Origin of the sequence: Hydrogenophaga sp., from assembly GCF_050250835.1 — a bacterium.
Lineage (GTDB): Bacteria > Pseudomonadota > Gammaproteobacteria > Burkholderiales > Burkholderiaceae_C > Hydrogenophaga.
The window spans coordinates 442662-463112 of sequence record NZ_JBFWNX010000001.1 but is presented as its reverse complement, the minus strand read 5'-3'; the positions used below and the strand labels follow the sequence as shown (position 1 = coordinate 463112).

Here is a 20451-nt window from a genome sequence, read left to right as displayed (position 1 = left end):
GGACCCACGCACCATGGCCAAATCGCCCAGCATCAACGTGGATTTCAAGGGAATCCAGGACAAGCTCAAGGCCCAGTTCAGCGGTCTTGATCCGAACGACCCGTCACAGTGGCCCGCACTGCCGCGCAACCTGCTGTTCGTCGCGGTGTGCGCAGCTGTGATCGCCGGCCTCTGGTTCGCGTGGCTGAAGACTTCCGACGAAGAACTCATTGCGGAGAAGGCCCGCGAAGTCACGCTGCGAGAGGACTACCGCAAGAAACTCGTTCAGGCGGTGAACCTTGACGCGCTCAAAAAGCAGCTTGAACAGGTGCAGCAATACGTGACGCAACTGGAAAAGCAGTTGCCCAGCAAGGCCGAGATGGATGCGCTGCTCTCCGACATCAACCAGGCGGGCCTCGGCCGTAGCCTTCAGTTTGAATTGTTCCGGCCGGGACAGGTGAGCGTGAAGGAGTATTACGCCGAGTTGCCCATCGCGGTGCGCGTGACCGGCTCGTACCACGACATCGGGCTGTTCGCTGCTGACATAGCCAACCTCTCGCGCATCGTGACACTGAACAACCTGACCCTCACGCCGGTCAAGGATCGAGATGGCGTGCTGACCATGGATTGCACGGCCAAGACGTTCCGTTACCTGGATCAGGAAGAAGTCGCGCTGCAGCAAAAAGCAGCCCAGGGAGCCAAGAAGTGATGCAGACCCGATGGTTGAAGCCGGGCACGTTCCTGGCGCTGGCAATGAGCCTGACGGCGTGCACGTCGTCCAGCCAGGACGAGCTGCAGGCGTGGATGCAGACCGAGCGCAATTCGATCAAGCCTTCAGTTCAGCCGATTCCCGAGCCCACCAAATTCGTGCCGCAAGCCTACGAAGGTGAACGCCTGACGCCTCCGTTTAGCAGCGAGAAGCTGGCCAGCGTGTTGCGCGGCAGCCAGTCGGTTCCCGTGGCCAATGCCGCGTTGATCGAGCCTGAGCTCGCTCGCCGCAAGCAACCGCTCGAAGCCTATCCGCTGGACATCATGACGATGGTGGGCAGCTTGAACCGGGACGGACAACTGGTCGCTCTCGTGAAAGTGGACCGGCTGCTGTACCAGGTTCGTCCCGGCAATTACCTGGGGCAGAACTACGGGCGCGTGACCAAGATCAGCGAGACCGAAGTGGTGTTGCGCGAGATCGTGCAGGATTCATCAGGCGAATGGACCGAGCGCCCAGCGGCGCTGCAGCTACAAGAGGATGTCACTAAATGAACAAGCCAAACAAGGCGACCGGATTCTCAGCCGTGGAGCGGGGGGTGCTCAGGGGTGCGGTATTCGCGTGCATGACACTGTCGAGTTTCTGGGCACACGCCCAGAACGCCATTCAATCCATCACGGGCGGGGTTCAAGGTGGCGTCGAGGTGGTTCGCATCACCACCACCGAGCCCCTGGCGGCGGTACCTACGGGCTTCACCATTCAGGCGCCGGCGCGCATTGCCCTGGACTTCCCGGGCGTGGCCAATTCGGTCGGGCGCAACGCCATTGAAGTCAACGAAGGCAACATCCGTTCGGTCAATGTGGTGCAGGCAGGCGACCGGACCCGTGTGGTCGTCAACCTCAAGCAGTCGGCTTCTTACCAGACACGTGTCGATGGCAAGACCTTGCTCGTGGTGCTGGACCGCGCGCAGCCGGTGACAGCAGCCACCGCACCAACAGCGGCATTTGCGGAGAACCGCAACCGCGACGTCACCGCCTTGCGCGACATTGATTTCCGCCGTGGTGTGGGCAACGCTGGCCGGGTGGTGGTGGATCTGGCAAACAACCAGGTGGGCGTCGACATTCGCCAGCAGGGCCAGAACCTGGTGGTGGAGTTCCTCAAGACCTCACTGCCCGAGGGCCTGCGCCGTCGCCTGGACGTGAGCGACTTTGGCACGCCTGTGCAGAGCGTGACGACCACGCAGACCGGTGACCGGGTGCGCATGGTGGTGTCCCCCACCGGCAACTGGGAGCATTCGGCGTATCAGAGCGACAACCAGTTCGTGCTGGAAGTGCGCGAGCAGAAGATCGACTCTTCCAAGCTCACGCAGGGCCCTGGGTACAGCGGCGAGAAGCTCTCGCTGAACTTCCAGAACATCGAAGTTCGCACGCTGCTGCAGGTCATCGCCGATTTCACCAACTTCAACGTGGTCACCTCCGATTCCGTCACGGGTGCGGTCACCCTGCGCCTGAAGGATGTGCCCTGGGACCAGGCGCTGGACATCATTCTGCAGGCCAAGGGACTGGGCATGCGCAAGTCGGGCAACGTGCTGTGGATCGCACCCAAGGATGAGATTGCCGCGCGTGAGAAACAGGAACTGGAGTCCAAGGCATCCATTGAAAGCCTGGAGACGCTGCGCACGCAGGGCTTCCAGATGAACTATGCCAAGGCCGCCGATATCGCCACGCAACTCGTCTCGACGGGTTCGGGTTCCGCAGGTGGCAGCGCTTCCAATGCGCGCATCCTGTCCGATCGGGGCAGCGTGATTTCAGAACCGCGCACCAACCAGCTTTTCGTGACCGACATCCCCTCGCGCCTGCAGCAGGTGCAGGAGTTGATCGCCAAGCTGGACATTCCCATCCGCCAGGTGATGATCGAAGCGCGCATCGTTGAAGCCGACGACAGTTTTGGCAAATCGCTCGGTGTGCGCCTGGGTGGCGGCGTGCGAGGCTTCAACGTGGGCTCGGTCAATGGCAATCAGGTTCAAGGCAACTTCGGTTCCACCTACGGCGCTGTCTCGACCGGTCCGACCCTGACGTCACAGCCTTTCGTCAGCCTGCCGGCCAACCCCGGCAATGCGTTGGCGGCGTCCTATGCCTTGTCATTGTTCAGCCCGAACGCCTCGCGTTTCCTGAGCCTGGAGATCTCTGCACTGGAATCCGATGGCAAGGGGCGCATTGTTTCCAGCCCGCGTGTGGTGACGGCTGATCAGGTCAAGGCGCTGATCGAGCAGGGTACCGAATTTCCCTACCAGACCGCCACCTCCAGCGGTGCCACCGCAATTGCTTTCCGCAAGGCCAACCTGAAGCTCGAGGTCACGCCGCAGATCACCCCCGAGGGCAACATCATTCTGGACCTGGACATCAACAAGGACAGCCGTGGCGAGTCAACGCCCGATGGCATCGCCATCAACACCAAGCACGTGCAGACGCAGGTGCTGGTGGAGAACGGCGGCACGGTCGTGATTGGTGGCATCTTTGAACAGACCGAACGCGACCAGGTGAACAAAGTGCCGCTGCTGGGTGACCTGCCTGCCGTGGGCAACCTGTTCAAGTCGCGCGAGCGAATCGCGAACAAATCCGAGTTGCTGATCTTCATCACGCCACGCGTACTGGGGCGCTCGGCCATCAATTGAGCGTCGTTCCATCGTGTTTCCTGGTGGGCCTCCCGGGTTCGGGCAAGTCCACCATCGGGCGGCAACTCGCCCGTCGCCTTTCGCTCCCTTTCTTCGACTCTGATCACGTGATCGAAGAGCGCCTGGGTTGTTCGATCCGGGAGTATTTCGAGCGAGAAGGGGAGGCGCGTTTTCGGGACCTGGAGGAGTCCGTCCTTGACGAACTGACTCAGGGTCCCGTGTCGGTCGTGTCCACGGGCGGTGGCTCGGTGCTGCGCCCTGCCAATCGTGCGCATTTGCATGAGCGCGGTACCGTGGTCTATCTGCGCTCCATTCCCGAGGAAGTGTTTCGCCGCCTGCGGCACGACCGAAACCGGCCATTGCTGCAAGTGGAAGATCCCCTGCAACGCCTGCGTGATCTGTTCGAGGCGCGTGATCCGCTTTACCGCCAGACCGCGCATTTCGTGATCGAGACCGGGCGCCCTTCTGTGGCCACGCTGGTCAACATGATCGTGATGCAGCTAGAACTGTCCGGCATGACGCCACCCGAGCGGGCCGGGAACTCAGACCCTGCCGGACGCTGACACCGTCCCGGGCCGTGCCGTGCCGTGCGCACGGCATAAACTTGGGGCCATGACTTCTCAGACTCCGGACTCCAGCCTCGGGCAGGTTCATATCGACCTGGGTGATCGCAGTTACAGCATTGCCATCGGCCCTGGGCTGCTGGATGCCCCTGCCACCTACGCGCACCTGCCTGTGGCCACCAGTGCCCTGATCGTGACCAACGATACCGTGGCCCCGCTCTACGCCGATCGACTGACGCGCGCACTGGAGTCCCACTACCCGCGGATTCATCTGGTGAGCCTGCCCGACGGCGAGTCTCACAAAACCTGGGAGACGCTCAACCTCATCTTTGATGCCCTTCTGACGCATGGTTGCGACCGCAAGACGGTGATGTTTGCGCTGGGCGGCGGTGTGGTGGGCGACATGACCGGCTTTGCGGCCGCCAGCTACATGCGCGGCGTGCCGTTCGTGCAGGTGCCCACCACCTTGCTGGCGCAGGTGGACTCCTCGGTGGGTGGCAAGACCGCCATCAACCATCCGCTGGGTAAGAACATGATCGGTGCGTTCTACCAGCCGCAGCGTGTGGTGTGCGATCTTGACACCCTCAAGACGCTGCCCCCACGCGAGCTCAGCGCGGGGTTGGCCGAGGTCATCAAGTACGGCCCCATTGCCGACATGGCGTTCTACGACTGGATCGAATCCCGGATGGACGCGCTGGTGGCCCGCGATCCAGAAGCGCTCGGGCATGCAGTGCGTCGCAGTTGCGAGATCAAGGCCTGGGTGGTGGGGCAGGACGAACGCGAAGGTGGGCTGCGCGCCATCCTCAACTTTGGCCACACGTTTGGACATGCCATCGAGGCCGGCATGGGCTATGGGCAGTGGCTGCACGGTGAGGCGGTCGGATGCGGCATGGTGATGGCGGCCCGTCTGTCTGCCGCGCTGGGACTGGTGGACCAGGCATTCGTCGAACGGCTGACCGCCCTGGTGCGACGGGCGGGCTTGCCCACGGAGGCGCCCGTGCTGGACGCGAAAGACAATGTGGGCCGCTACCTGGCCCTGATGCGCGTGGACAAGAAGGCTGAGGCGGGGGAGATCAAATTTGTGGTGATCGACCGACCGGGCCACGCCCGGGTGCAATCGGCCCCAGATGACCTGGTCGCCCGGGTGATCAACACGAGCGTTCGGCTTCCATGACCGGAACGGGCGTCGATCCAGCCTGGGGCCTGGCGCCCTGCGCCAGCGACCCGGCTCGCAGCCGCGGTCGGCGTTTTCCGGAGCCCGAAGCACCGACCCGCACCGCGTACCAGCGCGATCGCGATCGGGTGATCCACTCCACCGCATTTCGCCGCCTGGTCTACAAGACCCAGGTGTTCCTCAACCACGAGGGCGACCTGTTCCGCACCCGCCTCACGCATTCGCTCGAAGTGGCGCAGCTCGGACGCAGCATCGCGCGCTCGCTGCATCTCAACGAGGACTTGGTCGAGGCCATCGCGCTGGCACACGATCTGGGCCACACGCCATTTGGCCATGCGGGTCAGGACGCACTCAATGCCTGTCTGCGCCAACGGTCCACGCAGGAGGCCTCGGACGCAGGTGACGGCTGGGGTTTCGAGCACAACTTGCAGAGCTTGCGCGTGGTGGACGAACTGGAGGAGCGGTATCCGGCGTTCGATGGTCTCAATCTCTGCTTTGAAACACGTGAGGGCGTCCTCAAGCATTGTTCGCGGGCCAACGCCTTGCGCCTGGAGCAGCAGGAACCCGGCGGTGTGGCCTGGCGCTTCCTGCACGGCGGCTCGCCCTCGCTGGAAGCGCAGTTGTGCAACCTGGCCGACGAGATTGCCTACAACGCGCACGACATCGACGATGGCGTGCGCTCAGGACTGCTCTCGATGGAGCAACTGGCCGAAGTCGAGTTGTTCGAGCACTACCGTCAGAGAGCGCTGGCGAACCATCCACTGCTTGGCGGACGTCGGCTGCTGTTTGAGGCAATCCGCCTGATGCTCAGCGATCAGGTGTACGACGTGATCGACACCACGCGTGAGCGCATGGTCGCCACGGGCGTGAACGACGTCGAAGCCGTGCGTGCTGGTCCCACACTCGTGGCCTTTTCAGACGGCATGCGTGAGCGGACCCAGCAACTCAAGACCTTCCTGCTGCGCAACCTCTATCGCCATCCGCAGGTCATGGAGACCACCGACCGCGCGCGCCAGGTGGTGACCGACCTGTTCGAGCGCTACATGGAGACGCCTTCCGAGATGCCCGAGGCACACGGCCAGCGCCAGCACCAGGCGCGCGCCGTGGCCGACTACATCGCTGGCATGACCGACCGCTTTGCCATCCGGGAACACGAGCGGCTGCTTGGCGCCGTGTTGTTCCCGTGAACGCTCGCCCCAGCGACCCGCGGCGTCTGGCCGCGCTGGTGGTGCTGGTTGGTGTGAGCTGCGCCTTGCACGTTGGCAAGTTGCCGGTGGCCATTCCCGTGCTCCGCGAGGCCTTGGGCATGAGCCTGGTGCAAGCCGGATTCCTGCTCTCGCTGGTGCAACTCGCCGGCATGACGCTGGGCCTGCTGGTGGGGCTCATGGCCGACCGGCTGGGCCCTCGGCGGGTCATGGTCGCCGGCCTGGTGCTGCTGGCCATGGGCAGTGCGCTGGGGGCGCTCTCTCCCGACGTCCAGACCCTGCTGGCCACGCGCGTGCTGGAAGGCATGGGCTTTCTGCTCGCGGTGCTGCCCGCGCCGGGCCTGCTGCGCCAGCACGTGGAACAAGGGCCGACACTTTCGCGCGCATTGGGTTGGTGGGGTGCCTATATGCCGCTGGGCACAGCCCTGGCGCTGCTCCTTGGTGTGCCACTGCTGGGCGCGGTGGGCTGGCGCGGCGCATGGTGGTGTCTGGCGCTTTTGTCACTGGCTGCAGCCAGTGCACTGACCGCCTGGGTGCCGCGCGATGTGCGAACCATGCAGGTGCCCGCTGCCAACGCGCTGGGGCCCAGGCTCGCCCGCACCCTTCGTGCGCCGGGCCCCTGGCTCATGGCGCTGGCCTTCTTCCTCTATTCGGGGCAATGGCTTGCCGTCGTGGGCTTCCTGCCCACCATCTACCAGCAGGCAGGTTATGCGGGCGGCGTGGTGGGAGTCCTCACCGCGCTGGCCGCTGGCATCAACATGGCGGGCAATATCGGTGCGGGTAGGTGGCTGGCCCGGGGCGCCCGTCCCGGCACCGTGCTCACGCTCGCCTACCTGTCCATGGGACTGGGTGCCCTGGTGGCGTTCGGCGCGCAGGGCCACCCCGCTTGGCAGTACTTGGCTGTGCTGGTGTTTTCTGGTGTGGGCGGACTCATTCCGGGCACCTTGTTTGGCCTGTCCGTGAGCCTGGCACCCGACCGTGACACCGTGTCCACCACCGTGGGATGGATGCAGCAATTCTCAGCCCTCGGGCAGTTCCTCGGTCCACCGGTGGTGGCCTGGGTGGCCACCCAGGTCGGGGGCTGGCAATGGACCTGGGTCGTCACCGGCGCCTCGTCCGTTCTCGGCATGCTGCTCGCCAATCGCCTCCAGGCCGTCTGGAACCGACGTGCTTGATGTGTAATTGGGGTCAGAATCCAATTTAACCCTGCTTTGTCATGGCCCGACTGCCCCGCCTCACCGTACCCGGCTATCCACATCATGTGATCCAGCGCGGCAACAATCGCCAGCCCATCGTCGCCGACGACGCCGATCGCGAAGCGTTGCTGGATTCGCTCAGCGACAACGCCCGCAAGCATCATGTCGCCATCAACGCCTACGTTTTGATGGACAACCATTTTCATCTGCTGCTCACGCCCGAGAGCGCAGAAGGTGTGCCGCTGATGATGCAGGCTGTGGGGCGAAACTATGTTCGCTACTTCAATGACCGGCACCACCGCACTGGCACGTTGTGGGAAGGGCGCTACAAATCCACCCTGATCCAGACCGAGCGCTATTTGTTGGCCTGCATGGCTTACCTCGACCTCAACCCGATTCGCGCGGGCATGGTCGTTGAGCCGAAGCAGTACCTGTGGTCCAGTCACCGTCATTTCACCGGGCAGGCACAGGACAAGCGCGTCACGCCGCATCCCATGTACTGGGCGCTGGGCAACACGCCGTTTGCGCGTGAGGCCGCCTACACCGAAATGGTGCGCGCCGGGCTGGATGCGCCCTCACAACGAGCCATCACCGACGCCACTTTGCACGGGTGGGCGCTGGGAGACGCGGATTTCATGGCCGAGTTGCAAAAGAGGACCCCCCGACGGATTGCGCCTGCGCCGAGAGGGCGGCCTGCATCCAGCCCAGGCTCGGCCGGTTGAACACGCGAGCAAGCAGTGGCAGCATTCCTTGGTTGACCAATCTGTCCCCATTTAAATCTGGCGCTTCAAACGGCGCGTGAAATTAGAATCTGACCCCATTTAATATGCTTGGCATTGTTGTTGCAATGCAATATGCTTTCCAGTCGTTTTTCGCACCCATGCCCACGAACCGAAAAGGAAGCGCCATGAACACGGCAGCCGAGCAGCAGCATCTCCAGCAACATGGCCTGTACGACCCGGCCAACGAGCACGACGCGTGCGGTGTGGGCTTCGTGGCTCACATCAAGGGCGAAAAAAGCCATGCGATCGTGAAGCAGGGTCTGAAGATCCTGGAGAACCTCGATCACCGGGGTGCGGTGGGTGCGGACAAGCTCATGGGCGACGGCGCTGGCTTGTTGATTCAGTTGCCCGACGCCCTGTACCGGGCGGAGATGGCGGCCCAGGGTGTTTCGCTGCCGCCGGCAGGCGAGTACGGCGTGGGCATGATTTTCATGCCCAAGGAACACGCCAGCCGCCTGGCGTGCGAGCAGGAGATGGAGCGTGCGGTGGCGGCCGAGGGTCAGGTGCTGCTGGGCTGGCGCGACGTGCCGGTGAACAAGGACATGCCCATGTCGCCCACCGTGCGCGAGAAGGAGCCTGTGATCCGCCAGGTTTTCATCGGCCGCGGGAACGACGTCATCGTGCAGGACGCGCTGGAACGCAAGCTCTATGTGATTCGCAAGACCGCGAGCGCCGCCATCCAGCGCCTGCAACTGACCCACAGCAAGGAATACTACGTGGTCAGCATGAGCAGCCGCACGGTGGTCTACAAGGGACTGCTGCTGGCCGACCAAGTTGGCACCTACTTCCTCGATCTGGACGATGAGCGCTGTGTCTCGGCACTTGGGCTGGTGCACCAGCGATTTTCCACCAACACTTTCCCCGAGTGGCCGCTGGCCCATCCTTACCGGTATGTGGCGCACAACGGCGAGATCAACACCGTCAAGGGCAACTACAACTGGATGAAGGCGCGCGAGGGCGTGATGTCGTCGCCGGTGCTGGGTGCCGATCTGCAAAAGCTCTACCCGATCAGCTTTGCCAGTCAATCCGATACCGCCACTTTCGACAACTGCCTCGAACTGCTCACCATGGCGGGTTACCCGCTGGCGCAGGCCGTGATGATGATGATCCCCGAGCCCTGGGAGCAGCACACCACCATGGACGAGCGCCGCAAGGCCTTTTACGAGTACCACGCCGCCATGATGGAGCCCTGGGATGGACCCGCGTCCATCGTGTTCACCGACGGCCGCCAGATCGGCGCTACGCTGGACCGCAATGGCCTGCGTCCCTCGCGCTACTGCATCACCGACGACGATTTCGTGATCATGGGTTCGGAGTCTGGCGTACTGCCCGTGCCCGAGAACAAGATTGTGCGCAAGTGGCGCCTGCAGCCCGGCAAGATGTTCCTGATTGACCTGGAGCAGGGCCGCATGATTGACGACGAGGAGCTCAAAGCCAACCTCGCCAACGGCAAGCCTTACAAGCAGTGGATCGACAACCTGCGCATCCGCCTGGACGATGTGGACACACCCGTGGCAGGCGAGTCGGCCCAGGAGCAGCGCATCAGCGCCACCGAGCCACAGGCGTTGGGCATCGAAAGCGTCAGCCCTGAGTTGCTCGACCGCCAGCAGGCCTTCGGCTATACGCAGGAAGACATCAAATTCCTGATGAGTCCGATGGCCGCCAACGGCGAAGAGGGCATCGGCTCCATGGGCAACGACAGTCCGCTGGCGGTGCTCTCCGACAAGAACAAGCCGCTCTACAACTACTTCAAGCAGTTGTTCGCACAGGTGACGAACCCGCCGATCGACCCGATTCGCGAAGCGATCGTGATGTCGCTGGTGTCGTTCATCGGTCCCAAGCCCAACCTGCTGGACATCAACCAGGTCAACCCGCCGATGCGGCTTGAGGTCAGCCAGCCGGTGCTCGACGTGGCGGACATGGCCAAGTTGCGCGACATCGAAGCCGTCACGCAGGGCAAGTTCCGCAGCCACACGCTGGACATCACCTACCCGGTCGCCTGGGGCCGCCAGGGTGTGGAAGCCAAGCTCGCCTCGTTGTGCGCGGCCGCCGTGGATGCGATCAAGGGCCACAAGAACATCCTGATCATCAGCGACCGCAACGTGAGCGCCACGCGCATTGCCATCCCTGCATTGCTGGCGCTCTCCGCCATTCACCAGCACCTGGTGCGCGAGGGCCTTCGCACCACCGCCGGACTGGTCGTGGAGACCGGCACCGCACGCGAGGTGCACCACTTCGCCGTGCTCGCGGGCTATGGCGCCGAAGCCGTGCATCCCTACCTGGCCATGGAGACGCTGGCGGCCATCCACAAGGACCTTCCGGGTGACCTGAACGCCGACAAGGCGATCTATCAATACGTCAAGGCGATCGGCAAGGGCCTGTCCAAGATCATGTCCAAGATGGGCGTGTCGACCTACATGTCCTATTGCGGTGCGCAGTTGTTCGAGGCCATCGGTCTCAACAGCGACGTGGTGAACAAGTACTTCAGTGGAACCGCCAGCCGCGTGGGCGGCATCGGTGTGTTCGAGATCGCCGAAGAGGCCATCCGCATGCACAAGGCGGCCTTTGGCGACGACCCGGTGCTTGCCACCATGCTCGATGCGGGAGGTGAATACGCCTGGCGCACGCGCGGGGAAGAACACATGTGGACGCCCGACGCCATTGCCAAGCTGCAGCACAGCACACGGGCCAACAACTGGAACACCTACAAGGAATACGCCCAGCTCATCAACGACCAGAGCCGCCGCCACATGACGCTGCGCGGCCTGTTCGAGTTCAAGATCGATCCAGCCGCGGCCGTCTCCATTGACGAGGTCGAGCCCGCCAGCGAGATCGTCAAGCGTTTCGCCACGGGCGCCATGTCGCTCGGCTCCATCTCCACCGAGGCGCACGCCACGCTGGCCGTGGCCATGAACCGCATCGGCGGCAAGAGCAACACCGGCGAAGGCGGCGAAGACGCGCTTCGCTACCGCAACGAGCTCAAGGGCATCCCGATCAAACAGGGCCAGACCATGTCCGATCTGCTGGGCAAGGACACCTTCGAGGTGGACTACGAACTGCAGGCCGGCGACTCCATGCGCTCGAAGATCAAGCAGGTCGCGTCCGGGCGCTTCGGCGTCACGGCCGAGTATCTCAACAGCGCCGACCAGATTCAGATCAAGATGGCGCAGGGCGCCAAGCCGGGCGAGGGTGGCCAGCTTCCTGGCGGCAAGGTGAGCGACTACATCGGCAAACTGCGCCACAGCGTGCCGGGCGTGGGCCTCATTTCACCGCCGCCGCACCACGACATCTACTCCATCGAAGACCTGGCCCAGCTCATCCACGATCTGAAGAACGTGGCGCCGCACTCCAGCATCAGCGTCAAGCTGGTGTCCGAGATCGGCGTGGGCACCATCGCCGCCGGTGTGGCCAAGTGCAAAGCCGACCATGTGGTGATCGCTGGCCACGATGGAGGTACCGGAGCCTCGCCCTGGTCCTCGATCAAGCACGCCGGCAGTCCGTGGGAAATCGGACTGGCCGAGACGCAGCAGACGCTGGTGCTCAACCGCCTGCGCAGCCGCATCCGTGTGCAGGCCGACGGCCAGATGAAGACCGGCCGCGACGTCGCCATCGGCGCGCTGCTCGGCGCCGACGAGTTCGGCTTCGCCACCGCACCGCTGGTGGTCGAGGGCTGCATCATGATGCGCAAGTGCCACCTCAACACCTGCCCGGTGGGCGTGGCCACGCAGGACCCGGTGCTGCGCAAGAAATTCAGCGGCAAGCCCGAGCACGTGGTCAACTATTTCTTCTTCGTCGCTGAAGAGGTGCGCCAGATCATGGCTCAGCTGGGCATCCGCAAGTTCGACGACCTCATCGGCCGTGCCGACCTGCTGGACATGAAACAGGGCATCGAGCACTGGAAGGCCAAGGGTCTGGATTTCAGCCGCTTGCTGGCGCTGCCCAGCGTGCCTGCCGACGTGCCGCGCCTGCACACGCAGAACCAGGAGCACGGCCTGCACAAGGCGCTGGATGTGGTGCTGATCGAAAAATCGCGCGCGGCCATTGACAAGGGCGAGCGGGTGCAGTTCATCGAGGTGGCGCGTAACGTCAACCGTTCAGTGGGTGCGATGCTCTCGGGCGCGGTGACCCAGGTGCATCCGGAAGGTCTGCCGGACGACTCCATCCGCATCCAGCTCGAAGGCACGGGAGGCCAGTCGTTCGGCGCCTTCCTCACGCGCGGCATCACGCTCTACCTCATTGGCGATGCCAACGACTACACCGGCAAGGGGCTCTCTGGTGGCCGAGTGGTGGTGCGTCCCAGCATCGACTTCCGCGGCGAAGCGGCGCGCAACATCATCGTGGGCAACACCGTGATGTACGGCGCCACGACAGGCGAAGCCTTCTTCAGTGGCGTGGCTGGCGAGCGCTTTGCCGTGCGTCTCTCGGGCGCCACCGCCGTGGTGGAGGGCACGGGAGACCACGGGTGTGAGTACATGACGGGTGGCACAGTCGTGGTGCTGGGCAAGACGGGACGCAACTTTGCCGCGGGCATGAGCGGCGGCGTGGCCTATGTGTTCGATGAGGACGGCGACTTCGCCCGCCGCTGCAACACCGCCATGGTCAGCCTGGAGAGGGTGCTGCCTGCGGCAGAGCAGGAAGCCGGCATGGACCGCGCCATCTGGCACCGCGACCAGAGCGACGAAGCGCAGCTGAAGAAGTTGCTGGAAGAGCACAACCGCTGGACCGGCAGCAAACGTGCGCGCGAACTGCTCGACACCTGGGCGCAGTCACGCGGGCGCTTCGTGAAGGTGTTCCCCAACGAATACAAGCGCGCGCTGGGTGAAATCAACGCCCGCAAGACCGCTGCCGTGGCCACCACCAAGGCCCAGGGCTCGGCGAAGAAGGCCCTGGCCTCTGCCAAATAAGCTCGCCGCATCGAGCGCAAACGAAAGACACGCATCATGGGAAAAGTCACTGGCTTCATGGAATTCGAGCGTCTGGAAGAGGGCTACAAGCCTGTGCCGGAGCGCCTGAAACACTACAAGGAATTCGTCGTCGGCCTGGACGAGGCTCAGTCCAAGGTGCAGGCGGCGCGCTGCATGGATTGCGGAACACCGTTCTGCAACAGCGGCTGTCCGGTCAACAACATCATTCCTGATTTCAACGACCTGGTGTTCCAGGGCGACTGGAAGAACGCCATCACCGTGCTTCACAGCACCAACAACTTCCCCGAATTCACCGGGCGCATCTGCCCTGCGCCTTGCGAAGCGGCGTGCACGCTCAACGTGAACGACGACGCAGTGGGCATCAAGTCGATTGAGCACGCCATCATCGACCGCGCCTGGGCCGAAGGCTGGGTGCAGCCCCAGCCTCCGCGCCACAAGACTGGCAAGAGAGTGGCCGTGGTGGGTTCTGGCCCGGCCGGCATGGCTGCGGCCCAGCAACTCGCGCGCGCCGGTCACGATGTGACGCTGTTCGAGAAGAACGACCGTGTTGGCGGTCTGCTGCGCTACGGCATTCCCGACTTCAAGATGGAGAAAAGCCACATCGACCGGCGCGTGGCGCAGATGGAGGCTGAGGGCGTGGTGTTTCGCACCGGGGTGATGGTGGGCAGCCTGCCCAAGGGCAGCAAGGTGACGAACTGGGCCAAGGAAACCATCACGCCCGAACAGCTGCAGAAGGATTTCGACGCCGTGCTCCTGACCGGTGGCGCGGAGCAAAGCCGCGACCTGCCTGTGCCTGGCCGCGATCTGGACGGCATCCATTTCGCCATGGAATTCCTGCCGCAGCAGAACAAGGTCAATGCAGGCGACAAGCTCAAGGGCCAGTTGCGCGCAGACGGCAAACACGTCATCGTGATCGGCGGCGGTGACACCGGCAGCGACTGCGTGGGCACCAGCAACCGCCACGGCGCCGCCAGCGTGACGCAGTTCGAAGTGATGCCCCAGCCGCCGGAAGAGGAGAACAAGCCCCTGGTGTGGCCCTACTGGCCGCTCAAGCTGCGCACCAGCTCCAGCCATGAAGAAGGCTGTGTGCGCGAATTCGCCATCTCCACCAAGGCGTTCCTGGGTGAAAAGGGCAAGGTCACGGGTTTGCAGACCGTGCATGTGGAAATGAAGGACGGCAAGCTGGTGGAGATCGCGGGCACTGAGAAGACCTACCCTGCCGACCTGGTGCTGCTCGCGATGGGCTTTGTGAACCCGGTGGCCAGCATCCTCGATGGCTTCGGTGTCGACAAGGACGCGCGTGGCAACGCCAAGGCCAGCACGGATTTCACTGGCGGCTATGCCACCAATGTCCCCAGGGTGTTTGCGGCTGGCGACATGCGACGCGGGCAGAGCCTGGTGGTGTGGGCCATCCGCGAGGGCCGGCAGGCGGCCCGCTCCGTCGACGAATACCTGATGGGGTTCTCTGACCTGCCTCGCTGATCTGAATCCCGTATCATCCAAAAACCGGGCCTTGAACTGCCCGGTTTTTGTTTGATGCCCACCGACTCCACCACCCCTCTGGTCGAACTGCGCCACCTGACATTTGGTTACGGCAAGCGCGCCATTCTCGACGACATCTCGCTGACTGTGCCGCGTGGCAAGGTCACGGCGCTCATGGGCGCGTCGGGCGGCGGCAAGACCACAGTGCTCAAGCTCATCGGCGGGCAGATCCGCGCACAGAAGGGCGAAACGCTGTTCGACGGTCAGGACGTGACCGTCATGAACCCCAAGGCCTTGTACGCGGCGCGGCGCCGTATGGGCATGCTGTTCCAGTTCGGTGCCTTGTTCACCGACATGAGCGTGTTCGACAACGTGGCCTTTCCCTTGCTTGAACATACGAAGTTGCCGCCGTCTCTGGTGCGCGACATCGTGCTCATGAAACTCAATGCTGTCGGCTTGCGCGGCGCACGCGACCTCATGCCCAGCGAACTCTCGGGCGGCATGGCGCGTCGGGTGGCCCTGGCGCGAGCCATCGTGCTCGATCCCGAGCTGGTCATGTACGACGAGCCCTTTGCCGGCCTGGACCCGATTTCCCTGGGCACCGCAGCCCGGCTCATTCGCCAGCTCAACGATGCCATGGGGCTGACCAGCATCGTGGTGTCGCACGATCTCGACGAAACCTTCCACATCGCGGATCAGGTCATCGTGCTGGCCAACGGAAAAATTGCTGCCCAGGGAACGCCTGAAGAGGTGCGCCACAGCGAAGATCCGCTGGTGAAACAGTTCGTCAACGCCCTGCCAGACGGGCCGGTCCGCTTCCACCATCCGGGGCCGGAACTGGCCGAGGACTTCGGCATCTCCGGCCAAGGGAGGCGTCGATGAAGGCCTTGCACCCCGCACGCGTCGGATTTGCCGTGCGCCGCCAGCTCGCAGCCATAGGCCATGGCACCCGGCTTTTCTTCCGCCTCATCTGGCTGCTGGGCGCCGCGCTGCGCCGCCCGGGGCTGGTGCGAGACCAGATTCATTTCCTGGGCAACCATTCCCTCGCGATCATTGCGGTCTCGGGCCTGTTCGTGGGGTTCGTGCTCAGTTTGCAGGGTTACTACATCCTTCAGCGCTACGGTTCTGCCGAAGCGCTGGGCATGATGGTGGCGCTGAGCCTGCTGCGCGAACTGGGGCCCGTGGTCACGGCGCTGCTGTTTGCCGGGCGTGCGGGCACTTCGCTCACTGCCGAGATCGGCCTCATGAAGGCGGGTGAGCAGCTCAGCGCCATGGAGATGATGGCTGTAGACCCGGTGCGCCGCGTGCTGGCGCCGCGATTCTGGGCCGGCGTGTTCACCATGCCGCTGCTGGCTGCGGTGTTCAGCGCAGTGGGCATCTTGGGCGGCTGGATCGTCGGCGTGCTGCTTATTGGCCTGGACAGTGGTGCCTTCTGGAGCCAGATGCAAGGCGGCGTCGATGTGTGGGCCGACGTGGGCAACGGTGTGATCAAGAGCGTCGTCTTTGGTTTTGCCGTCACCTTTGTCGCGTTGCTCCAGGGCTTCGAAGCACATCCCACGCCCGAGGGCGTGTCGCGCGCCACCACCCGCACGGTGGTGGTGGCATCGTTGAGCGTGCTCGCGCTGGACTTTGTCCTCACAGCCATGATGTTCAGCATCTGAGACGCATCCCATTTCGCCGGAGAAACACCATGCAAACTTCCAAGAACGACGTCTGGGTGGGCCTGTTTGTGCTCATCGGCGCGGCGGCCATCCTGTTTCTGGCGCTCCAGTCGGCCAACCTGCTGAGCCTCAACTTCGAGAAGACCTACAAAGTGGTGGGCCGTTTCGACAACGCTGGGGGCGTCAAGGCGAAGGCGGCGGTGCGCAGTGCCGGCGTGGTGGTCGGACGCGTGGAATCCATTACGTTTGATGACAAAACCTTTCAGGCCAATATCACGCTGGCGCTGGAATCCCGCTACGCTTTTCCCAAGGACAGTTCGCTCAAGATCTTGACCAGCGGCCTGCTCGGTGAGCAATACATCGGCATTGAGCCCGGTGGTGATGAGCGCAACATCGCCGACGGCGACGTGATCACCCAGACCCAGTCGGCGGTGATCCTGGAGAACCTGATCAGCCAGTTCCTGTTCAGTCGCGCCGCCGACGGTGACAAGGATGCCGGGAAAGAGCCCGCGAAAGAATAAATGCGGCAGGGGAAAAGCATGTCAAACCATCATTCAGGCCGCCACCGGGCCTTTCACACCGGTGCGCTGGTGTTGTCGATGTCGATGCTCGGCGCCTGCGCCACAGGCCCCGATGCCAACCCGCGCGACCCGTTCGAACCCTTCAACCGCGGGGTGTCCAGGTTCAACGACGCGGTGGACGATGCGGTCCTCAAGCCCGTGGCCACGGTTTATCAGGAGGTCACACCTGGCCTGGTGCAGACCGGAGTGGGCAATTTCTTCAGCAACCTCGGCGATCTCTGGTCGTCGGTGAATGCCGCCATGCAGCTGCGTCCCCGTGAGGCCACGGAAAACCTGGTGCGCTTCAACTTGAACACGATCTTTGGCCTCGGTGGGCTGCTCGATATCGCCAGCGAAGCCGGCATTCCGCGCACCCGCATCGACTTTGGCCAGACCATGGGCCGCTGGGGCATGCCCTCGGGGCCGTATCTGGTGCTGCCCGTGCTCGGACCGTCTTCCGCGCGGGACACGGTGGGGCTGGTGGTGGACAGCCAGGCCGACCTCATGACCGACATCTCACCGGTGTCGGCGCGAAATTCACTGTATGCACTGCGCATCGTTCACACCCGTGCCAGCCTGCTGCGTGCGGGTGCTGTGCTGGAAGGCGCCGCACTCGACAAGTACAGCTTCACGCGCGACCTGTACCTGAACCGGCGTCAGAGCCAGATCGACGACATGATCGACAAAGGCATCGGCCAGGGCGACGGGGAGTCGCAGGAAGATACGAAAAGCAACGATTGAGGGGGAACCCCTTCACATTTCAGACCATCTGATGACGTACGCTGCCCTGTCTGCAGCAAGGCCTAGGGCCTCGAAAGGAAAACACATGATGAAACGCCGATCCTGGCTCGCAGCCCTGACGATGTCTGTGGCTGTGATGTCAGCACCCGCCCTGGCAAACGAAGAGGCGCCCGATGCCATGGTCAAGCGCGTCTCTGCCGACGTGCTGGCCGCCATCAAGGCCGACCCCGCCATTCAGGCCGGCGACGTCAATCGCATCATGGCTTTGGTCGAGACCAAGATCATGCCCAATGTGAACTTCGCACGCATGACTTCCTCGGCCGTGGGGCGCTACTGGCGCCAGGCCACGCCTGAGCAGCAAAAGCAGCTGCAGGAGGAGTTCAAAACCCTGCTGGTGCGCACCTACTCGGGCGCCCTGGGCGAGGTCAAGGACCAGAAGTTGACATTCCGTCCCATGCGTTCCAGGCCAGAAGACACCGAGGTGGTGGTGCGCTCCGAGGTGCGCGGCAAGGGCGATCCCATTCAGCTCGACTACCGGCTGGAGAAGACCCCGACGGGCTGGAAGATCTACGACCTGAACGTGCTCGGCGTTTGGCTGGTGGAAACCTATCGCACCCAGTTCGCGCAGGAGATTGGCGCCAAGGGCATCGACGGCCTGATCGCCTCGCTGGCCCAGCGCAACAAGAGCAACACCGCCAAGGCCAGCTGAGCGGACATGTCAGAACACGCCATGGCCTTGCCCGAGCGCCTCACCCTGGAGGAGGCGGTGCTGACGCTTCAAGGCCTGGACGGCCGGCTGGCGCATCAACCCGACTCCACGGTGGTGCTTGACGCAGCACCGCTGCGGGAGTTCGATTCCTCGGCCCTGGCGGTGCTCCTGGAGCTGCGCCGGCGCCTTCAGGCCCAGGGTAGAACTCTGCGGGTCGAAGGCTGGCCGCGCCGCCTGCAGGATCTGGCTGGGCTGTACGGCGTGCGGGAACTGCTCGCCGGCGCCTGAAGCGCAGCGCCCCGGCGCCAGCGGGGATAGCGGGCGCCGCATAAAATACCCGGCTCACCATGCCGCGGCCAGATGTCCTGCCCGTCGCCGGTGGCCCATGGGTTTCACCCGCGCATGCCAGCCGTCTCCTTCCAGAACGTTTCCAAGACTTACCCGACCTCGCGTGGTGACCTCCACGCGCTGCAATCTGTGTCCTTCGACATCGAGCCGGGCGAGTTTTTCGGTCTTCTCGGCCCCAACGGGGCGGGCAAGACCACCCTCATCAGTGTGCTGGCGGGTCTGGCGCGCGCCACTTCAGGCCGTGTGCTCGTGCATGGCAGCGACGTGCAGAGCGACTACGCCGCCGCACGCCGCCAGCTTGGCGTCGTGCCTCAGGAACTGGTGTTCGACCCGTTCTTCAATGTGCGCGAGGCCTTGCGTATCCAGTCCGGTTACTTCGGCATCCGGCACAACGACGCCTGGATCGACGAATTGCTCGAAGGCCTGGGCCTGGCGGACAAGGCCACTGCCAACATGCGTCAGCTCTCTGGCGGCATGAAGCGTCGGGTGCTGATCGCACAGGCACTGGTGCACAAGCCGCCGGTGATCGTGCTGGACGAACCCACCGCGGGTGTGGACGTGGAACTGCGCCAGACGCTGTGGCAGTTCGTGTCCGACCTCAACAAGCGCCTGGGCTGCACCGTGCTGCTGACCACACACTACCTGGAAGAAGCCGAAGCCCTGTGTGGTCGCATCGCGATGCTCAAGCAGGGCAGGGTGGTGGCGCTGGAATCGACCTCCGCGCTGCTGGCGCGTGCGGCCTCCAACGTGCTGCGCTTCAAGACCGACGCGGCCCTGCCGAGCGACCTGGCGTTGCAGGCCCGCATCACGGGTCGCGTGGTGCAGTTGCCGGCCAACGATGCGCTGGCCGTCGAACGCATCCTGGCGCGGCTGCGAGAGGTGGGTGTGGCGGCGGAAGACATCGAGATCCGCAAGGCCGACCTGGAGGACGTGTTCCTCGATCTGACCGGGGCGCAGGCCCGACCCGAACCGCGCGTGGAGGTGCCCGCATGAGCGGCTGGCAAACGCTGTTTTACAAGGAAGTGCTGCGCTTCTGGAAGGTCGGCTTCCAGACCGTGGCCGCACCCGTGATCACCGCCATTCTTTACCTCATGATCTTCGGCCATGTGCTGGAAGACCGGGTGCAGGTGTACGACTCCGTGAGCTACACCGCCTTCCTGCTGCCGGGCCTGGTGATGATGAGCGTGCTGCAGAACGCCTTCGCCAACAGTTCGTCCTCGCTCATTCAAAGCAAGATCATGGGCAATCTGGTGTTCCTGCTGCTCACGCCGCTCTCGCACCGGGCCTGGTTCGTGGCCTATGTGGGCTCGTCCATCGTCCGCGGCCTCGCGGTGGGGCTGGGCGTGATGGTCGTCACCTGGTGGTTCGCACAGCCTTCTCTGGTGGCGCCGCTGTGGATCCTTGCCTTCGGATTCATGGGAGCGGCGCTGTTGGGCGCGCTGGGCCTGATCGCCGGATTGTGGGCCGAGAAATTCGATCAGATGGCGGCATTCCAGAACTTCATCATCGTGCCCATGACCTTTCTCTCGGGCGTGTTCTACTCGATCCATTCCCTGCCCGAGTTCTGGCAGAGCGTGAGCCACCTCAACCCGTTCTTCTACATGATCGACGGTTTCCGCTATGGCTTCTTCGGTGTGAGCGATGTGTCGCCCTGGATCAGCCTTGCGCTGGTGGGAGGCGCCTTGCTGGTGGTCAGCGCCATCGCGCTGCACCTGTTGAAGACCGGCTACAAAATCCGACACTAGG

The 20451-nt window shown here is 63.7% G+C and carries 18 protein-coding genes; all 18 read left to right on the top strand.

The window, feature by feature from the left end; all coding sequences use genetic code 11:
• The first annotated feature begins 13 nt into the window (after positions 1-13).
• The 18 genes from AB7F11_RS02200 to AB7F11_RS02115 all read left to right on the top strand — a co-directional run bounded on the left by AB7F11_RS02200 (position 14) and on the right by AB7F11_RS02115 (position 20450).
• Positions 14-688 (top strand): type 4a pilus biogenesis protein PilO, encoded by a 675-nt coding sequence (locus AB7F11_RS02200; protein ID WP_428288195.1) that lies wholly within the window; start codon positions 14-16, stop codon positions 686-688.
• The gene (locus tag AB7F11_RS02195; RefSeq protein ID WP_428288196.1) at positions 688-1239 is read left to right on the top strand and encodes a pilus assembly protein PilP; all 552 of its coding nucleotides are present in this window, start codon (positions 688-690) and stop codon (positions 1237-1239) included. The genes AB7F11_RS02200 and AB7F11_RS02195 overlap by 1 nt, the downstream gene beginning before the upstream one ends.
• Entirely contained in the window at positions 1236-3359 is a 2124-nt protein-coding gene (gene pilQ / locus AB7F11_RS02190) for a type IV pilus secretin PilQ (protein WP_428288197.1), read from the top strand. The genes AB7F11_RS02195 and pilQ overlap by 4 nt, the downstream gene beginning before the upstream one ends.
• Entirely contained in the window at positions 3356-3922 is a 567-nt protein-coding gene (locus AB7F11_RS02185; protein WP_428288198.1) for a shikimate kinase, read from the top strand. The genes pilQ and AB7F11_RS02185 overlap by 4 nt, the downstream gene beginning before the upstream one ends.
• A 49-nt stretch (positions 3923-3971) precedes the next feature.
• The gene (gene aroB, locus AB7F11_RS02180; protein ID WP_428288199.1) at positions 3972-5096 is read left to right on the top strand and encodes a 3-dehydroquinate synthase; all 1125 of its coding nucleotides are present in this window, start codon (positions 3972-3974) and stop codon (positions 5094-5096) included.
• Positions 5093-6283: a deoxyguanosinetriphosphate triphosphohydrolase gene (locus AB7F11_RS02175; RefSeq protein WP_428288200.1), complete on the top strand. Its 1191-nt coding sequence runs from the start codon at positions 5093-5095 to the stop codon at positions 6281-6283. The genes aroB and AB7F11_RS02175 overlap by 4 nt, the downstream gene beginning before the upstream one ends.
• Complete coding sequence (locus AB7F11_RS02170) at positions 6280-7476, top strand: CynX/NimT family MFS transporter (protein WP_428288201.1); 1197 nt, start codon at positions 6280-6282, stop codon at positions 7474-7476. The genes AB7F11_RS02175 and AB7F11_RS02170 overlap by 4 nt, the downstream gene beginning before the upstream one ends.
• A gap of 41 nt (positions 7477-7517) precedes the next feature.
• Positions 7518-8219 (top strand): transposase, encoded by a 702-nt coding sequence (locus AB7F11_RS02165; protein ID WP_428288202.1) that lies wholly within the window; start codon positions 7518-7520, stop codon positions 8217-8219.
• Positions 8220-8404: 185 nt separating this feature from the next.
• On the top strand, positions 8405-13183 hold the full coding sequence (locus AB7F11_RS02160) for a glutamate synthase-related protein (RefSeq protein ID WP_428288203.1): 4779 nt from the start codon (positions 8405-8407) through the stop codon (positions 13181-13183).
• 36 nt (positions 13184-13219) lie between these two features.
• Complete coding sequence (locus tag AB7F11_RS02155; protein WP_428288204.1) at positions 13220-14686, top strand: glutamate synthase subunit beta; 1467 nt, start codon at positions 13220-13222, stop codon at positions 14684-14686.
• Positions 14687-14740: 54 nt separating this feature from the next.
• Positions 14741-15568 carry an ABC transporter ATP-binding protein gene (locus AB7F11_RS02150; RefSeq protein WP_428288205.1) on the top strand — a complete coding sequence of 276 codons (828 nt, stop codon included), beginning with the start codon at positions 14741-14743 and terminating at the stop codon, positions 15566-15568.
• Positions 15565-16347 carry a lipid asymmetry maintenance ABC transporter permease subunit MlaE gene (mlaE, locus tag AB7F11_RS02145; protein WP_428288206.1) on the top strand — a complete coding sequence of 261 codons (783 nt, stop codon included), beginning with the start codon at positions 15565-15567 and terminating at the stop codon, positions 16345-16347. The genes AB7F11_RS02150 and mlaE overlap by 4 nt, the downstream gene beginning before the upstream one ends.
• Positions 16348-16376: 29 nt before the next feature.
• Positions 16377-16868 (top strand): outer membrane lipid asymmetry maintenance protein MlaD, encoded by a 492-nt coding sequence (gene mlaD, locus AB7F11_RS02140; protein ID WP_428288207.1) that lies wholly within the window; start codon positions 16377-16379, stop codon positions 16866-16868.
• An 18-nt stretch (positions 16869-16886) separates the two neighbouring features.
• Positions 16887-17648: an MlaA family lipoprotein gene (locus tag AB7F11_RS02135; RefSeq protein ID WP_428288208.1), complete on the top strand. Its 762-nt coding sequence runs from the start codon at positions 16887-16889 to the stop codon at positions 17646-17648.
• 88 nt (positions 17649-17736) lie between these two features.
• On the top strand, positions 17737-18357 hold the full coding sequence (locus AB7F11_RS02130) for an MlaC/ttg2D family ABC transporter substrate-binding protein (RefSeq protein WP_428288332.1): 621 nt from the start codon (positions 17737-17739) through the stop codon (positions 18355-18357).
• A 6-nt stretch (positions 18358-18363) separates the two neighbouring features.
• A complete protein-coding gene (locus AB7F11_RS02125) occupies positions 18364-18645 on the top strand; it encodes an STAS domain-containing protein (protein WP_428288209.1) in 282 nt (93 codons plus the stop codon).
• 114 nt (positions 18646-18759) lie between these two features.
• Positions 18760-19698 (top strand): ABC transporter ATP-binding protein, encoded by a 939-nt coding sequence (locus AB7F11_RS02120; RefSeq protein WP_428288210.1) that lies wholly within the window; start codon positions 18760-18762, stop codon positions 19696-19698.
• The gene (locus AB7F11_RS02115) at positions 19695-20450 is read left to right on the top strand and encodes an ABC transporter permease (RefSeq protein WP_428288211.1); all 756 of its coding nucleotides are present in this window, start codon (positions 19695-19697) and stop codon (positions 20448-20450) included. The genes AB7F11_RS02120 and AB7F11_RS02115 overlap by 4 nt, the downstream gene beginning before the upstream one ends.
• Position 20451: the final 1 nt, after the last annotated feature.

Excerpts from the sequence above, each read along its gene's own strand:
- AB7F11_RS02200 (WP_428288195.1), top strand. The coding sequence starts at position 14 with ATGGCCAAATCGCCCAGCATCAACGTGGATTTCAAGGGAATCCAGGAC.
- AB7F11_RS02195 (WP_428288196.1), top strand. The coding sequence starts at position 688 with ATGCAGACCCGATGGTTGAAGCCGGGCACGTTCCTGGCGCTGGCAATG.
- pilQ (WP_428288197.1), top strand. The coding sequence starts at position 1,236 with ATGAACAAGCCAAACAAGGCGACCGGATTCTCAGCCGTGGAGCGGGGG.
- aroB (WP_428288199.1), top strand. The coding sequence starts at position 3,972 with ATGACTTCTCAGACTCCGGACTCCAGCCTCGGGCAGGTTCATATCGAC.
- AB7F11_RS02175 (WP_428288200.1), top strand. The coding sequence starts at position 5,093 with ATGACCGGAACGGGCGTCGATCCAGCCTGGGGCCTGGCGCCCTGCGCC.
- AB7F11_RS02165 (WP_428288202.1), top strand. The coding sequence starts at position 7,518 with ATGGCCCGACTGCCCCGCCTCACCGTACCCGGCTATCCACATCATGTG.
- AB7F11_RS02160 (WP_428288203.1), top strand. The coding sequence starts at position 8,405 with ATGAACACGGCAGCCGAGCAGCAGCATCTCCAGCAACATGGCCTGTAC.
- AB7F11_RS02155 (WP_428288204.1), top strand. The coding sequence starts at position 13,220 with ATGGGAAAAGTCACTGGCTTCATGGAATTCGAGCGTCTGGAAGAGGGC.
- AB7F11_RS02150 (WP_428288205.1), top strand. The coding sequence starts at position 14,741 with ATGCCCACCGACTCCACCACCCCTCTGGTCGAACTGCGCCACCTGACA.
- mlaE (WP_428288206.1), top strand. The coding sequence starts at position 15,565 with ATGAAGGCCTTGCACCCCGCACGCGTCGGATTTGCCGTGCGCCGCCAG.
- mlaD (WP_428288207.1), top strand. The coding sequence starts at position 16,377 with ATGCAAACTTCCAAGAACGACGTCTGGGTGGGCCTGTTTGTGCTCATC.
- AB7F11_RS02135 (WP_428288208.1), top strand. The coding sequence starts at position 16,887 with ATGTCAAACCATCATTCAGGCCGCCACCGGGCCTTTCACACCGGTGCG.
- AB7F11_RS02130 (WP_428288332.1), top strand. The coding sequence starts at position 17,737 with ATGAAACGCCGATCCTGGCTCGCAGCCCTGACGATGTCTGTGGCTGTG.
- AB7F11_RS02125 (WP_428288209.1), top strand. The coding sequence starts at position 18,364 with ATGTCAGAACACGCCATGGCCTTGCCCGAGCGCCTCACCCTGGAGGAG.
- AB7F11_RS02120 (WP_428288210.1), top strand. The coding sequence starts at position 18,760 with ATGCCAGCCGTCTCCTTCCAGAACGTTTCCAAGACTTACCCGACCTCG.
- AB7F11_RS02115 (WP_428288211.1), top strand. The coding sequence starts at position 19,695 with ATGAGCGGCTGGCAAACGCTGTTTTACAAGGAAGTGCTGCGCTTCTGG.